The organism is Nocardioides daedukensis (assembly GCF_013408415.1).
GTDB classification, from domain to species: Bacteria; Actinomycetota; Actinomycetes; order Propionibacteriales; family Nocardioidaceae; genus Nocardioides; species Nocardioides daedukensis.
Genome location: NZ_JACCAA010000001.1, coordinates 1,141,841 through 1,155,994, shown reverse-complemented (window position 1 = coordinate 1,155,994; position 14,154 = coordinate 1,141,841). Strand labels below are relative to the sequence as shown.

Below are 14,154 nucleotides of genomic sequence, written 5' to 3'. Positions count from 1 at the left end.
GCGGCCTGTGAGCCGCGGTCTGTGATTCGTGGCCTGTGATCCGTGGCGGGGGGCCCGACGTGTGGGCCCGGCGTGCGCAACCGAACGCGCGCGCCGCGAACAGGTAATCTCACGACGTGACGACACAGGGACGTGCCCCCAGCGGAATGCAGGTGGGGGACTACGAGCTGCTCACCCGCATCGGTGAAGGTGGCATGGGTGTCGTCCACCTTGCCCGCAGGCCGGGTGGCCAGCGGGTCGCGCTGAAGGTCCTGCGCCCACACGTCGTCGGGGACGCCGAGGCGCGCGAGCGACTGGCCCGCGAGGTCAAGTCGCTGAGCCGGGTGCAGTTGCCGCGGATCGCCGAGATCGTCGACGCGGACCCGTGGGGACCGGTGCCGTTCGTGGCCACGCGCTACGTCCCGGGGCTGAACCTGCACGACCACGTGGCCGAGGAAGGCCCACTCGAGGGTGCCGACCTGATCGTCTTCGCCCGTGGGCTGGCCGAGGCGATCCAGGCCGTCCACCACGTCGGCGTACTGCACCGCGACGTCAAGCCGAGCAACGTCCTGATGGAGGGCCGGCACCCGGTGCTCATCGACTTCGGGCTGGCCCGGTTGGCCGATGACGAGCGGATCACCCGCACCGGTTATCTGATGGGTACGCCGGGCTACCTGGCCCCCGAGGTCCTGTTCGGCCACGAGCCGACCTCCGCCTCCGACGTACATGCGTGGGCCGGCACCGTCACCTTCGCCGGCCTGGGGCGTGGGCCGTTCGGGAAGGGGCCGTCGATGGCCGTTCTGGACCGGGTACGCCGCGGCGACCATGACCTGGACGGGCTCGGCTATGAGGTGCTCGGCCTCGTGGTGGCCGCCTTGGACCCCGATCCCGCCAACCGACCGACGCTCACGCAGCTGATCGCGCGGTTGGGTGAGGACGCCATCCGGGACCGGTCACGGCCCGGGCGGAAGTCGGTGCCAGCCCCTGCCACGATGACCATGCCGCTCTCCGCCGCGCCGGACTTCACCGCGACCGAGGTGGTGGGCAACGGCCCCAATCATGTGACCAGTGGCGTGACCAGCGGTGAGGCGCCGACCCGCCAGCAGCCCCCGGGGCAGCAGCCGCCGCACCCACAAGCCGCATCACACCCCGCCGCGCAACCGCAGGCCTCACCCTCGGCCGGTGAGTCGTTCATGGCGCCGGCGCGGTCGCCCTACCAGCAGCCCCCGCCACCCCAGTCCGGTTATCCGGGGCAGCCGGGTGCCGGTCCACACTCACCGCACCACCAGGGCACGCCTCAACAGTCGGGCACACCGCAACAGCAGGGCACACCGCAACAGTCGGCACCCCAACAGTCGGCACCGCCGCGACCGTCCTGGGCGGTACGCCTGCGCCGCACCACTCTCGGCCTGGGCCTGCTTGCTGCGGTGGGCAGCGGTGTCGCGGCCGGTCCGTGGCTGACGCTGAGCCTGGTCACTGCCCTGGTGATCCTCCTGCGCAGCGTCTCGCTCTCCTCGACCGCCGCAACACAGCGTCGCAACCGACGAGGCACGAAGTGGTACGACGGGCTCGTCGACGTGCTCGCTGCCCCCTGGCACTTCCTGGTCTCGTTGCCGCTCAGCCTGCTGCTGGTCGCCTGGGGCTGGATGCTGGCCGCCTGCGTAGCGCTCGTCCTGCTCCTGCTGGGCGTTGAGGACATCGTGCTCCTGCTCGTCTCCGGCCTCGTCCTCGGCGTCTCGGTCTGGACCGGCCCGGGGAGCTCGCGCGTGCGGACACCCGTGCGCAACATCGGACGGCCGATGGCCGGCGACACGATGTGGTGGGGGATCGGTGTGGTCGTCCTGTGCGCGATCACGGCGCTGATGCTCTACACCGCCGGCAGCAACGGCGTCGAGTGGACGCCGACCAACACCTCGCCGTGGGGCGGCAACTCATGGTTGGCCAAGCTCGACCGGTGAGTCCGGTGAGTCCGGTGAGTCAGGCGTTCGGCACCGATATCCGCGGCGACGGGATCCGCGAACGTGTCGCCAACGCCTGGTGCTCGCGGGCCAGGCGGCGCAGGGATGAGAAGACAGGCTCGAAGAGCACCTGGGAGGCGGCAAGGGTGCGGGGTCGGTCGTTCTCGGGGACCTTCTCCATCGCAGTGACGTCGTGTCGGGCGACGTGCGCGGCGGCCTCGGCGTACGACTTGAGCCGCTCACGGTCCGCCACCACGCCGACGTCCGCCAGTGCGGACAGGGCACGGGCCAGCGGAACCAGGTGGGGCGAGGCGACGTCCACGTGCCAGCCGAGCTCGAGAAGAAGGTTGCGCGCGGCGGTCACATCGACCCCGCCCTGCTCGGGTGGGGCACCGGTGAGCGCCTCGTCGACGAGCGCCAGTGACACGTCCACGGACTCGGTGGGCAGGTCGATCGCGTCCAGCACCCGTTGGATGTCGGCCAGGGCGAGGCCGCCGACCTCGAAGAGTGCGCGGATCATCCGCAACCGGTCCAGGTGCGACTCGTCATAGAGCGCCTGGGTGGCGCTGGTGGCCTGCCCGGGGTGGAGCAGGCCGCTGCGGAGGTAGAACTTGACCGTGCCGACTGGCAGGCAGGCGCGCTCGCTCAACTTGCTGATCCGCATGGTTTGAATCCCCTCACGATGACCGGTCGGCTCAATATAGGTCCGGGTCGGGGGTCTCCACAGGAGAATGGAAATGTCGCAATTCGAGATCCATGTCGTCGGTCGGTGCGTCATGGCAGACTGACGACGTGCAACAGACGGCGATCATCATTCCCTAGCGCGTCCCCGGTCCCCGGCGATGCGCAACCTCTCGTGATCGAGGGGTTTTTTTGTTTGTGCGACAACTTGTGTTTCCCGAACTTGTGTTTCCCGAAGCGAAGCGAGATGAGTCAGTGATGGACCTGCAGGGTGCGTTCCACGTCTATGACACGACGATGCGCGATGGCGCCCAGCAGGAGGGGCTCAACCTGTCGGTCGCCGACAAGCTCAACATCGCCCGGCTCCTCGATGAGCTCGGTGTCGGCTTCATCGAAGGCGGATGGCCGGGAGCAAACCCGAAGGACACCGAGTTCTTCCGCCGTGCGGCCGACGAGCTCGACCTGCGCAACGCTGTCCTGGCCGCGTTCGGTTCCACCCGTAAGGCAGGCATCGCCGCGGCCGACGACCCGCAGATCGCTGCCCTGCGTGAGAGCCGCGCACCGTGGGTCACGCTGGTCGCCAAGTCACACACCCGTCACGTGGAGCTCGCCCTGCGCACCACGCTCGAGGAGAACCTGGCCATGGTCAGGGACTCCGTGAGCCACCTGCGCGAGAGCGGACAACAGGTGTTCATCGACGCAGAGCACTTCTTCGACGGCTACCGTCTCGACCGTGGCTATGCCCTCGAGGTGCTCGCTGCCGCGTTCGAGGCCGGTGCCGAGGCCGTCGCCCTGTGCGACACCAACGGCGGGATGCTCCCGCACTGGGTCGGGGAGATCGTCTCCGAGGTGATCGCCGAGACCGGTGGCCGGGTCGGCATCCACGCGCACAACGACACCGGTTGCGCGGTGGCCAACTCGATCGCCGCTGTCGAGGGGGGCGCCACCCACGTCCAGGGCTGCATCAACGGCTATGGCGAGCGCACCGGCAACGCCGACCTGATCACCACGGTCGCGAACCTCGAGCTCAAGCTCGGCCGCACGGTGCTGCCCCGGGGCAGGCTCGCGGAGGCCACCCGGATCGCGCACGCCGTCGCCGACATCACGAACTTCCCGCCGGCTTCGCGCCAGCCCTACGTGGGCACCTCGGCCTTTGCGCACAAGGCCGGACTGCATGCCTCGGCGATCAAGATCGACCCGAACCTCTACCAGCACCTGGACCCGGTCGAGGTGGGCAACGACATGCGCCTGCTGGTCTCCGACATGGCCGGGCGCGCCTCGATCGAGCTCAAGGGCATGGAGCTCGGCTTCGACCTGTCCAGTGACCCGGACCTGATCACCCGCGTGACGGCGCGGGTCAAGGAGCTCGAGTCGCAGGGATACACCTTCGAGGCGGCGGACGCCTCCTTCGAGCTCCTCCTCGTGGAGGCTGTCGAGGGTGCGCGACCCGCCTACTTCGACATCGAGTCGTGGCGGGTGATCACCGAGACCTCGCCGGCCGGCGAAGCGGTCTCCGAGGCGACGGTCAAGCTCAAGGCCGAGGGCGTGCGCTACGTCGTCACCGGGGAGGGCAACGGCCCGGTCAACGCGCTGGACCATGCCCTTCGCCAGGCGATCGGCCAGGCGTTCCCCGAGGTGGCGAAGTTCGAGCTGATCGACTACAAGGTCCGTATCTTCGACCAGGGGCACGGCACCGACGCCACCACCCGAGTGCTCATCGAGACCACTGATGGGGAGTCGTCGTGGGTCACCGTCGGTGTGGGACACAACGTGATCGAGGCGTCCTGGGGCGCGCTGATCGACGGGTTGACCTTCGGCCTTCGCCGCCACCACGGGTGAGCTGACGCGGGGCGTTCAGCCCGCAACCACGCGGCGTACGACGTCTTCCCAGGCGGCCGCGATGCGCTCGGTTGACAATCCCTCCACCTCAACCTGCTGACGCAGTACGACCGCCTCGAGCGGTGCCAGCAGGGCGGTCGCGAGGAGCGGGACGTCGCCGCGGACATCGAGCTCTCTTAGCAGGTGGCGCACGTGCATGGCGATGAAGGAGTACGCCGCCCGGTTGCGCGTAGTCGTGCTGCCGGCGGCCTCGATCAGCTCGGCGTGGGCCAGGGTCTGCTCCATCCGGGTCCGGCCGAATGCCACCAGTCGGTCCATCGGGGCAGCGCCCGGTCCGAGCGGCGGCGGGCCCGAGATCACCGCCGCCTGCCACTCGGCCTCGGTATGGTCCAGGACGGCCGTCATCAGCCCGGCTCGACTGCCGAAGCGGCGGAAGACCGTGGCCTTGCCGACGCCTGCCGAGGCGGCGATGTCATCCATGGTCACCGCACACGGGCCCTGCTCATCGACGAGCCGGAGGGCGGCGCCGAGCACGGCATCGCGATTGCGCGCGGCATCGCGTCGCTCGGGAGCCGGATCCTCGGCGAGCGGCAGGAATGTGGGCGGCGTCACGAACTCGATCCTAACGCGCTGGGAATGAAAGCGGACCGCGGTCCGTTTGATCCACGAATTCCCACAATCAACCTCTCGAGGAGATCCCCATGACTGACACCCGCGTTGCCGTACTCGTCGGCAGCCTTCGCGCCGACTCCCTCAACCGCCGCATCGCCGAGAACCTCCGTGACAACGCTCCCGAGGGTGTCACCCTGGAGATCGTGGAAGGCCTGGGCGACCTGCCGTTCTACAACGAGGACCTCGACGGCGAGACCGTCCCCGAGGCTGCCTCCCTGGTGCGCAAGACCGTGGCCGAGGCCGACCGCGTCCTGGCTGTCACGCCTGAGTACAACGCCACCATGCCGGCCGTGCTGAACAACGCCATCGACTGGCTCTCGCGCCCCTACGGCGCCGGCGCCGTCGTGGGCAAGCCGTTCGCCGTCATCGGTGCGACCCCGACCCCCTACGGCGGCAAGTGGGCCCACGAGCACACCCAGAAGTCGGCAACCATCGCCGGTGCCCAGGTCGTCGAGCACATCGTGGTCTCCCAGTCGGCCATGGAGGGTGACATCCTCGCCGACGAGGCCGTCGTGGCGAAGTTCGCCGATGCCGTGCAGGCGCTGGTCGACGCCGAGCCGACCGCCTGATCCTCGTCCACCCGGCAGTTGTTGACGCTTGTTCGCGCCGAGCCGGCAGTTGTTGACCATCAGATGTGTCAACAACTGCCGGCTCGAGGGGATGTGATTCAGGAGATCGCCTCAGCGACGAAGGCTGGAGCCTCTCGGGTGCCGGCGCCCTCGGGGAGGACGGCGGCGATTCGTACGCCGGTCAGTCGCGGCAGGTCCTCGAGTTTGCAGATCTCTACGGTGCCCGGACGGGCCAGCCAGGATCCGACGATCAGTCCGACCGGCTCGATGCCGCGGGCACGCAGTGCGTCCACGGCGAGCTCAGTGTGATTGAGGGTTCCCAGCCCGGCGCGGGTCACGACGTACACCTCCATGGATCGCCGACCACCACGAGCTCATCGCATCGATGACCTCGACACCGTCGATGGTCAGCATGACCCGATTGGCTCCGGTCTGCATCAGGCGTTGGCAGGGGCCTGGGTGCCGGCGCCGCGGCGACGGATCGCCGGCCTGGCTTCTTGACCAGACCCGTGAGTGGTGTCTGTCTGCGCGCAACCGCCGCAGTCGGTGCCGAAGTTGCTGCTGGACGCACATGACGCGCTCGCAGAGGCAGCGGAGGAGGCACGGCTCGATGGGTTGAAGACCTCGTCGAACGTGGCGTCGTTGAAGGCCTCCTCATGGCCCAGGATCACGAACCCGTTGTCGCGCAGCATCTCCAGGTCGGCCCGGGCGTCCTGTCCCTCGGAGGTGAGGTAGTCGCCGAGGAAGATCGAGTTGGCGACCTGCAGTGCTGTCGCCTGCAGAGAACGGAGGTGCATCTCACGGCCTGCGGCGATGCGGATCTCCTTGTCCGGGCAGACGAACCGGGCCATCGTCAGGATCCTCAGGCAGTGCAGCGGAGAAAGCTCCCAGGTGTTCTCGTAGGGGGTTCCGTCGAAGGGCATCAGGAAGTTCACCGGAATCGAGTCAGCATCGAGTTGCCTGAGTGCGAAGAGTGCCTCGACCAGCTGCTCGTCGCTCTCGCCGAGCCCGGCGATCAAGCCGGAGCAGGGGGAGAGACCTGCGCCCTTGGCCTTGTCGATGGTCTCGATCCGGTCCGCATAGCTGTGCGTCTGGACGATGGTGTCGTGGTTGCTCTCGGCGGTGTTGATGTTGTGGTTGTAGGCATCCACCCCGGCCGTCCTGAGCCGCTCGGCCTGGCCGTCCTTGAGCAGGCCCAGGCAGGCGCAGACCTCGACGCCGGCATGCTCCTGCTTGATCGCCTCGGTCATCTCGACGACCTTGTCGATATCACGGTCCGAGGGGCCTCGCCCCGAGGAGACCATGCACACTCGGGTTGCGCCGCCGCGCAGGCCAGCACCTGCCTGCCGAAGGGCCTCGTCCTTCGAGAGCCATGAATACTTGAGGATCGGCGCCTGTGAGCCCAGCGCCTGCGAGCAGTAGTTGCAGTTCTCCGGGCACAGCCCCGACTTCAGGTTCACCAGATAGTTCACCTTCACGGTGTTCGCGAAGTGCGCGCGACGCAGTCGGGCCGCGGCCGAGACCGCACCGAGCACCTCTGCGTCCGATGTGCGCAACACCTCGAGGGCCTCGGTCTCGTTCGCCAGACCACCGGCGAGGATGCGATCGGCGATCAGGTCGAACTGGATCGTCATGTGAGTGGCTCCTTGGCCCATAGGCAACCTGAACGGTGTTCAGGTTAGGGCTTCGAAGGCGCGGCTGCAACGTGGGGTCCGGCGATGGGACGCCGCACGGACGGTGTCCACGGGTGACTACGTCGGCCGACTACGCTGACGCGATGAGTACGCCGTACTGCAGCCACTGCGGTGGTTCAGCTGCCGATTCGGACCACACTGACTGCGAGCTCGACAACTTCCAGGAAGCGCCTCGCTTCTGTCCGCAGTGCCGGGCCGGGTTGCGGGTGCAGTCGAGCCCACTCGGATGGACCGCGACGTGTCGCGAGCACGGAGAGATCCGCGTCTGACCCGCCGCACGCTGTCCGTCCGGAGGGCGCCGGTGGCGTGATGCGGAGTCACGAGACGGACACCCGACGGGGCAGGAGACGGGGGCGCGGTTCGGGGCGTGAATCAGGCACGCGAGTGCGACGTACGACTCAGTCGTCCCCGATCCCGCGAGCATGCAGGGCCTCACCGGTCGCGCGGGCGTTCGCGACGACCCTGATCACCAGGGGCGTCAGCCGTGCGCGAGGACTGCGCTGGAGCCCCCGCGCGATGGCCGCGTCTCGGGTCTGCTCGGCGATCTCGAGCGTGGTCGGGATCGCTCGCAGCGCCAAGGAGAAGGCCAGTGAGACCTTCTCCGGGTTGACACCGAAGGGACGCAGCGGCTGCAACAACCGGACGATCGTGTCGAGGAGGTCGTCGACCGCCGTGGTCGCAGTCAAGACCGATGCGAAGAGCACGAGCGCCGCGAGGTCCCCGACCGAGTCGACGGCGCGTGCCCAGCTGTGCTGCCAGACCAGCCAGGCGCCGAGCAGCAGCGCGATGATCGCGATCCGGCGCAGGGTCCGCACCGCCGTCGCGATGCCCATGCCCGACCAGAGGACCAGCATCGTGGCCATGGCGAGCGCGCCCAGGGCGAGAGCCGGTTCCCTCAGGGCGACGAGGACCACGGCGATCACCGCCAGGGCGAACAGCTTCGGACCCGGGGTCAGCCGGTGCAGCCATGTCGAGCCGGGGCGGTAATCGCCCAGCAGTGTGTCCTGTCTCATCCCTGGTGCTCCACGATCAGACCATCGCCCGGTAGTGCGCGACCGCGTCAGGGGCCGCCCCGTCAAAGACGACGCGGGCCTGGTCGATCACGAGTGCGCGATCGCATTGCGCAGCGAGATCGAGGTCGTGCGTGACCAGGACCAGCTGCTGGTCGATCCCGAAGAGGAGCTCGGCGATCCGGCGTGAGTTGCGCAGGTCGAGCAGCGTGGTGGGCTCGTCCGCGACCAGGATGGACGGTCGAGTCGCGAGCACGCCGGCCATGGCGAGCAGCTGCTTCTGGCCGCCCGAGAGGGTGTGCACGCTGCGGTCGCCGAGCCCGCCCAGGCCATGGGCCTCGAGGACCTCGAGCGCGGCAGCGAGCCTGTCCTTCTTGTTGCGGACCTGCTTGCGCAACGACAGGGCGACGTCCTCCGCCGCCGTCGGCATCACCAATTGCGCGGCTGGATCGGTGAAGACGAAGCCGACTCGACGGCGTACCTCGGCGCCGTGCTTGGCGACGTCGAGGCCCTCGACCTCCACTCGACCGGTGCTCGCCTCGACCAGCCCGTTGAGCAGTCGCGCCAAGGTCGACTTGCCCGATCCGTTCGGCCCGATCAGTGCGATCCGGTGCTCGGTCAGCGAGAGCGTCGTGGGCTTCAGGATGACCAGATCGTCGTTGCCGGCGGGCCGGACCGAGACGTCTGTGAGCTCGATGCCACTCACGCGGGTGTCGGCGCCTCGACGTCCGAGCGCCGCGGGCGACGGTCGAGCAGGTCGGGGAAGGCGCGGTGGAGTGCGGTCGCGACGAGCGCCATTGCCACGTTCTTGATGACGTCGCCGATCCAGAAGACCTTGTCGATGTCGAACGCCTGCGCCCACGTCATGTCGGCGCGGAACACCAGGCCGGCCATCCCTGCTGTGTGGATGAACAGGGCGCTGCTCACCAGGCCGGCGACGAAGATGAGCGGGACGCTGGTCTGGATCTTCTTCCGCGGCAGGGACTGGACGATCAGGCCGCACAGTGCCGCCGCGAACGCGAAGCCGAAGAGATAGCCCGCGGTCGGGCCGGAGAGTACGCCGAGGCCTGCTGCGCCGCCGGAGAAGATCGGGACACCTGCCGCGCCGACCGCGATGTAGAGCAGGACGGCCAAGAAGCCGCGGACGGCACCGAGGGCGGCGCCAGCCAGGAGTACGGCGAAGGTCTGCAGTGTGATCGGGACCGGGCCGGCGACGTTGATCGCGGGCAGGATTGCCGCGACCGCGATCAGCGCAGCGAACCCCGAGATCAGGGCGATGTCGGTGGGGGTGGAGGTGGAGGTGCGACGTGGCATGGTCGAATTCTCTTCTGGTCGGATGTCGTGCTGACGGAATGCCCGCGGTCCGGCGCCGCAAGCTGAACAGTGTTCAGGTTAGAGTAAGTGGTCACACACCAGAAGACCGGGGAGGGAGAACACGTTGCGCTATCGCCGGACCGACATCATCGATCGGGCCCTGACGGTGCTCGACGCCTATGGGTTGGCTGACTTGTCGATGCGTCGCCTGGGCAGTGAGCTCGGCGTACAGCCCTCCGCGCTCTATCACCACTTCGCCAACAAGCAGACGCTGCTGGCGGCTCTGGCAGACGAGATCCTCGAGCGCGGCCGTCGTGAGCGTTCGGCCTCGGGCTGGGATGCGAAGGTCCTCGAGTTGGGCCGGGAGCTCCGCGACGCGATGTTGGCCTGGCGCGACGGCGCCGAGCTGGTAGCGACCGTGCACGCCTTCGGCCTCGGTGCGGCCCGACCCGACGAAGACCTGGCAGAGGCGCTCTCCGGCGCCGACCTCCCCGAGGCGGTGCTACCGGTCGCGGTCAACACGGTGCTGCACTTCGTGCTCGGCCACGCCCTGCAGGAGCAGACCCAGATGCAGGCGGCCAGTGTCGGCGCCATCGCTGACGAGCCGCGCGAGCGCTCCGACTTCGACCTCGGACTGGGCCTGGTGGTCGATGGGATCCGGGTGCACGCCGAGGTCAGCACCCGACGTCGTTGAGGCGCGGCAGCAACGCCGTACGGTGTGGCACGTGAATGACGTGAGCGACGGGTCGGCCGAGGACCAGCACTACCGCGGGGAGGACTGGTATGCCGACGACCTGGGCGCCACGCGATTCGTGCGATGCACCTTCAGTGACGTCGACTTCTCCGAGGTGACCAGCTCCGGTGCGATCTTCGACCAGTGCACGTTCCACGGATCGCGGTTCAACGCGAGCACCCACACCCACTCGGCATTCATCGCCTGCGACTTCCAGCGGACGAACTTCTTCGACGTGACCTTCGAGGGCTGCAAGATGAGCGGCTCGGTCTTCACCGACTGCATCCTGCGACCGATCAAGGTGCTGGGCGGTCAGTGGCGCGGGGTCACCCTGCGGGGGATCAACCTCAGCAAGCTCGACCTCTCCGGTCTCGACCTGCGCGAGGCCGACCTGTCCCTGGCTGACCTGTCAGGGACCGTCCTGCGTGGAGCCCAGCTCGATGCGGCCAACCTGCGCGAGGCCAAGTTGTCCGGGGCAGACCTGCGCGGTGCCTCGCTCGACAGGGTCGACCTCACGGCTGCTCGCCTGCGGCGAACCAAGCTGGACGTGGCCGGCGCAGTCCTGCTCGCCGAGCAATTCGGTGCGGACGTGGATGCCAGCTGAACGACCCGCTGGTCCTGCTGCTTGTCGGGGTGCGCAACTGATGGGTTGGGTCTCTCGGGGTGTGTAACTGATGGGTTGGGTCTCTCAGGGTGCGTAACTGATGGGTTGGGTCTCTCAGATCATCATTTGAGGACCCCAACCCATCAGTTAGTGCAGGCGCCGACCCCAACCCATCAGTTAGTGCAGGCGCCGACCCCAACCCATCAGTTAGCCCGGAGCGCGCAAATGCGAATGAGAGGGCCGTGATCAGGCCGAGTCGACCGGCGACGGTTGACTCCGCGAGGCGGCGGCCTCCTCCGAACGGGTGACGACGCTGCTCCCACCCCAGGACACGAGGATGGCCACCACACCTGCACCGACGGTGACGGCGAACGCCGGCGTCTGTCCGCCCCAGTCCGCGAGCTGACCGGCGATGCCGGCGCCGATCGCATATCCGAGTCCGGTGGCGGCAGCGAGAAGCGTCATCGCCGCACTTGTCCTTGATCGGTGCGTGATCCGCTCGCCGAGGGTGAACGTCGTGATCATGTAGGGCGCGATGCTGATGCCGAGCACCAGCAGGACCGGGGCCAGCACGGCCAGCGAGTCGACGACCAGCAGGGGCGTGGCCAGTACCAGCAGCGTCACGGCGAACCAGCGCAGTCGCGCGGGCAGGGCGAAGGATTCCGGGAGCATCGTGATGCAGAGCCCGGCGATCACCGATCCGACTCCGAGCAGGGCATGGAAATAGCCGGTCAACCCGGGCTGACCGACGTCGGTTGCCAGCACCGAGGTGCCGGTCTGCACCGAGCCGAACACGGTCCCGATCACCAGTTGCGAGGTGCACAGCAGGACCAACGCCGGGGTGAGCAGCCGGATCCCTGAGTGGTCCCCGGTCTCACGAGAGGCGTGTGCATGGGTTGCTGTCGGGTGCAGGGCGAACCACGCACCGAAGACGGCCAGCACCACCGCGGCGGAGGACAGGGCGAAGGTGGGACTGGCCAGGGAGACGCCGAGCCCGATCAGCGCCGGCCCGAGCACGAACGAGGCTTCGTCCGCGGCGCCTTCATAGGAGAAGGCGATGTCGACCAACCGGGTCTGGTTCTCGCTGCGCGAGGTGATCGGACGCCAACGCACCCGTGCCATCGGGCCGACCTGCGGCATCAACAGCCCGGCGGCTGCACTTGCCACTGCGGACCAGGCCCAGGGCACGCCCGCATGCGTGGTCACCAACAGAACGGCGAGTGCAGCGGCCCCGGCGAGGGACTGGACGAGTACGACGGGTCGCTGCCCGATCCGGTCGGCGAGGTTGCCCCAGAACGGGGCGCCGACCGCGTTGGCGATGGCGAGTGCTCCCGCACAGGCGCCGCCCGCGCCATAGCTGTCCGTCATACCCGCCACGAGCAGCAGCACGCCGAGCTGGCTCATCGCCAATGGAAGTCGGGCAAGGAAACCGACGACCACATAGAGGGGACCGGTCAGGCGGAAGAGGCGCTTGTAGCCAGCGAGTGGTGACACAGGTGACTCCAGGGTTCGCGAAACGGGGCGCGTGCCTTCCCACCCAACAGTCACGCCATGGCCCTGTGCAGCCTGCATTCTATCGAGAGGCGCGACCTTGCGGCGATTCCTCGATCCATCGTCGCCGACTGCTGTCGCGGCCAGTCATCTTCAGCGGACTGGCTGCGCGATCCTCGTCCATGGACCGATCATGGGACTTGTGTCCGACACCGCTCTCCGTCCTCCGCGGGAGTCAAACTGGCCAATGGCCGGATTGTTTCTCCTGTCACTGTTCCCAGCGATGGTGGCCTTTCTTCCGGGTTTCTTCCGGGCGTGGTGGAACCTCACAGACCCGGAACAGCGATCGCTGATCAGCCCGACATCGGTGATGGTCATGAAGATCCTCCTTGTCGCGGTCTTCATCCCGTTCCTGGTTGCCGTCGTTTCACTGGTCGTTGCTCGTCTTCGCGAGCGCTCATGGCGACAGGCCCTGGGGACGGCTGCCGCGTGGACAGCAGGTTCTGGAGCCGTCGTGTTCTGCTTCGTCGCGATCACGGGCGGCGGGGCCTGAACTGGGTCTGGACTAGTCGCCGGCGACGTCGAGCAGCCGCTCGCACTCATCGATCAACCGTCGACGAATGGGAGCCCCGCGCTCGGCGAAGATGCGCTGCGCATCGGCGTACTCGCGCTTGCCCTCCGGCGTCTCGATCCTGACCGGGCTCCACTCCTCGCCGCTGGGATCCAGGACCGTGCCGGTCATGTCGTAGGGCGCTGCACGCATGTCGAGGATGCGGATGTCCCACGCCAGCTCGAACGCGTCGGCAACCACGTCCGAGCTGATCATCGGGCTCAGTCGGAACGCGTGCTTGTAGAGATCCATGCCTCCATGCAGACAACCCGGTTGCTCGTATGACGGCCGGTCGTCGTTGGCAGGTTGCAGCAGGTTGAGCCCACGCGCCGGGGGAGTGAAGAACCGGAACGCATCGAAGTGTGAACAGGTGATCCGGTGCGACTCGACCACCTCGTCGGTGCCGGTCGCGCCCAGTCTCAGGGTCCAGTCCCGGTGCCGGGTCTCGTCCTCGGTCAGGCGATAGACCATCGCCCACTCGTGCAGGCCGAAGCAGCCCAGCGTCGGTGGCCGGGACGCGGTCGCGGCGAGCAACGTGTTCAGTGAGGAGATCAGCGGGCGCTGCGAGACGACGTACTCCCGACTCACGGCCACCGGCGGGGCCTGATAGCCCTTCATCTGCGCGTACGCCGTTGCCTCGCCGCCCAGCGCTACCCCGAACCCCGGGTGCCAGCGCATCAGTTGCGCCGGCCGTTGGGAGTAGTAGGTGAAGAGGAAGTCGTGGACCGGGTGCTTGATGCGGGTCTCGCGCCGGGCCAGGTGCGGCGCGACGTAGGGCTCGAGTCGCTCGGCGTGGGCCGCGGCCCGCGCGCGCCACTCCGATTCGTCCAGCACCTTCACGCGAAGAACTCTAGGAGCGGGTGTGGCCCCCGACCAAAGTCGTAGACGGATCATCCTGCGGGTTGATGTCACCGATCGGGGTGTGCGGGAGTCTTGTGGAGTAGGACGCGAAGACACGGACACGAAAAGACACACGAAGACCCAGGAGACCGGGGAGAGG

The 14,154-nt window shown here is 68.0% G+C and carries 16 protein-coding genes; 7 read left to right on the top strand and 9 right to left on the bottom strand.

Annotation, left to right across the window (positions count from 1 at the left end):
* The first annotated feature begins 116 nt into the window (after positions 1-116).
* Entirely contained in the window at positions 117-1,937 is a 1,821-nt protein-coding gene (locus BJ980_RS05720; protein WP_179501400.1) for a protein kinase domain-containing protein, read from the top strand.
* A 19-nt stretch (positions 1,938-1,956) separates the two neighbouring features.
* Here BJ980_RS05720 and BJ980_RS05715 read toward each other — a convergent pair whose 3' ends face one another.
* On the bottom strand, positions 1,957-2,601 hold the full coding sequence (locus BJ980_RS05715; RefSeq protein ID WP_179501399.1) for a MerR family transcriptional regulator: 645 nt from the start codon (positions 2,599-2,601) through the stop codon (positions 1,957-1,959).
* 275 nt (positions 2,602-2,876) lie between these two features.
* Here BJ980_RS05715 and cimA point away from each other — a divergent pair, with 275 nt between their 5' ends.
* Positions 2,877-4,457: a citramalate synthase gene (gene cimA, locus BJ980_RS05710; RefSeq protein WP_179501398.1), complete on the top strand. Its 1,581-nt coding sequence runs from the start codon at positions 2,877-2,879 to the stop codon at positions 4,455-4,457.
* 15 nt (positions 4,458-4,472) lie between these two features.
* Here cimA and BJ980_RS05705 read toward each other — a convergent pair whose 3' ends face one another.
* Complete coding sequence (locus BJ980_RS05705; RefSeq protein WP_343047707.1) at positions 4,473-5,069, bottom strand: TetR/AcrR family transcriptional regulator; 597 nt, start codon at positions 5,067-5,069, stop codon at positions 4,473-4,475.
* A gap of 89 nt (positions 5,070-5,158) precedes the next feature.
* On the opposite strand from BJ980_RS05705, the gene BJ980_RS05700 reads away from it, so the two are divergent.
* A complete protein-coding gene (locus BJ980_RS05700; protein ID WP_179501397.1) occupies positions 5,159-5,698 on the top strand; it encodes an NADPH-dependent FMN reductase in 540 nt (179 codons plus the stop codon).
* Between the two features lie 98 nt (positions 5,699-5,796).
* Here the strand turns inward: BJ980_RS05700 and BJ980_RS05695 are convergent, their stop codons facing one another.
* A complete protein-coding gene (locus BJ980_RS05695) occupies positions 5,797-6,051 on the bottom strand; it encodes an AAA family ATPase (RefSeq protein WP_179501396.1) in 255 nt (84 codons plus the stop codon).
* An 84-nt stretch (positions 6,052-6,135) separates the two neighbouring features.
* Positions 6,136-7,332 (bottom strand): biotin synthase BioB, encoded by a 1,197-nt coding sequence (gene bioB, locus BJ980_RS05690; protein WP_179501395.1) that lies wholly within the window; start codon positions 7,330-7,332, stop codon positions 6,136-6,138.
* 143 nt (positions 7,333-7,475) lie between these two features.
* Between bioB and bsaP the strand changes: the two genes are divergently transcribed.
* The gene (gene bsaP, locus BJ980_RS19635; protein ID WP_484549439.1) at positions 7,476-7,661 is read left to right on the top strand and encodes a biotin synthase auxiliary protein BsaP; all 186 of its coding nucleotides are present in this window, start codon (positions 7,476-7,478) and stop codon (positions 7,659-7,661) included.
* A 129-nt stretch (positions 7,662-7,790) separates the two neighbouring features.
* Here the strand turns inward: bsaP and BJ980_RS05685 are convergent, their stop codons facing one another.
* The 3 genes from BJ980_RS05685 to BJ980_RS05675 are packed head-to-tail and all read right to left on the bottom strand — an operon-like array spanning position 7,791 to position 9,716.
* Positions 7,791-8,405, bottom strand: coding sequence for an energy-coupling factor transporter transmembrane component T family protein (locus BJ980_RS05685; RefSeq protein ID WP_179501394.1), 615 nt, complete (start codon positions 8,403-8,405; stop codon positions 7,791-7,793).
* A 16-nt stretch (positions 8,406-8,421) separates the two neighbouring features.
* Complete coding sequence (locus BJ980_RS05680; RefSeq protein ID WP_179501393.1) at positions 8,422-9,108, bottom strand: ATP-binding cassette domain-containing protein; 687 nt, start codon at positions 9,106-9,108, stop codon at positions 8,422-8,424.
* Positions 9,105-9,716: a biotin transporter BioY gene (locus BJ980_RS05675; RefSeq protein WP_179501392.1), complete on the bottom strand. Its 612-nt coding sequence runs from the start codon at positions 9,714-9,716 to the stop codon at positions 9,105-9,107. The genes BJ980_RS05680 and BJ980_RS05675 overlap by 4 nt, the downstream gene beginning before the upstream one ends.
* A 124-nt stretch (positions 9,717-9,840) precedes the next feature.
* Here BJ980_RS05675 and BJ980_RS05670 point away from each other — a divergent pair, with 124 nt between their 5' ends.
* Both BJ980_RS05670 and BJ980_RS05665 read left to right on the top strand, forming a co-directional pair.
* Complete coding sequence (locus BJ980_RS05670) at positions 9,841-10,410, top strand: TetR/AcrR family transcriptional regulator C-terminal domain-containing protein (RefSeq protein WP_179501391.1); 570 nt, start codon at positions 9,841-9,843, stop codon at positions 10,408-10,410.
* 31 nt (positions 10,411-10,441) lie between these two features.
* Positions 10,442-11,053 (top strand): pentapeptide repeat-containing protein, encoded by a 612-nt coding sequence (locus BJ980_RS05665; RefSeq protein ID WP_343047706.1) that lies wholly within the window; start codon positions 10,442-10,444, stop codon positions 11,051-11,053.
* A 246-nt stretch (positions 11,054-11,299) separates the two neighbouring features.
* Here the strand turns inward: BJ980_RS05665 and BJ980_RS05660 are convergent, their stop codons facing one another.
* Positions 11,300-12,547, bottom strand: a complete 1,248-nt coding sequence (locus BJ980_RS05660; RefSeq protein ID WP_179501389.1) for an MFS transporter — start codon at positions 12,545-12,547, stop codon at positions 11,300-11,302.
* A gap of 244 nt (positions 12,548-12,791) precedes the next feature.
* Between BJ980_RS05660 and BJ980_RS05655 the strand changes: the two genes are divergently transcribed.
* On the top strand, positions 12,792-13,097 hold the full coding sequence (locus BJ980_RS05655; RefSeq protein ID WP_179501388.1) for a hypothetical protein: 306 nt from the start codon (positions 12,792-12,794) through the stop codon (positions 13,095-13,097).
* 12 nt (positions 13,098-13,109) lie between these two features.
* Here BJ980_RS05655 and BJ980_RS05650 read toward each other — a convergent pair whose 3' ends face one another.
* On the bottom strand, positions 13,110-13,994 hold the full coding sequence (locus BJ980_RS05650; RefSeq protein ID WP_179501387.1) for a 3-methyladenine DNA glycosylase: 885 nt from the start codon (positions 13,992-13,994) through the stop codon (positions 13,110-13,112).
* Positions 13,995-14,154 lie beyond the last annotated feature (160 nt).

What these genes read in the sequence shown, in the direction of transcription:
- BJ980_RS05655 (WP_179501388.1), top strand. Translation starts at nt 12,792, where the DNA reads ATGGCCGGATTGTTTCTCCTGTCACTGTTCCCAGCGATGGTGGCCTTT.
- bsaP (WP_484549439.1), top strand. Translation starts at nt 7,476, where the DNA reads ATGAGTACGCCGTACTGCAGCCACTGCGGTGGTTCAGCTGCCGATTCG.
- BJ980_RS05695 (WP_179501396.1), bottom strand. Translation starts at nt 6,051, where the DNA reads ATGGAGGTGTACGTCGTGACCCGCGCCGGGCTGGGAACCCTCAATCAC.
- BJ980_RS05685 (WP_179501394.1), bottom strand. Translation starts at nt 8,405, where the DNA reads ATGAGACAGGACACACTGCTGGGCGATTACCGCCCCGGCTCGACATGG.
- cimA (WP_179501398.1), top strand. Translation starts at nt 2,877, where the DNA reads ATGGACCTGCAGGGTGCGTTCCACGTCTATGACACGACGATGCGCGAT.
- BJ980_RS05715 (WP_179501399.1), bottom strand. Translation starts at nt 2,601, where the DNA reads ATGCGGATCAGCAAGTTGAGCGAGCGCGCCTGCCTGCCAGTCGGCACG.
- bioB (WP_179501395.1), bottom strand. Translation starts at nt 7,332, where the DNA reads ATGACGATCCAGTTCGACCTGATCGCCGATCGCATCCTCGCCGGTGGT.
- BJ980_RS05675 (WP_179501392.1), bottom strand. Translation starts at nt 9,716, where the DNA reads ATGCCACGTCGCACCTCCACCTCCACCCCCACCGACATCGCCCTGATC.
- BJ980_RS05700 (WP_179501397.1), top strand. Translation starts at nt 5,159, where the DNA reads ATGACTGACACCCGCGTTGCCGTACTCGTCGGCAGCCTTCGCGCCGAC.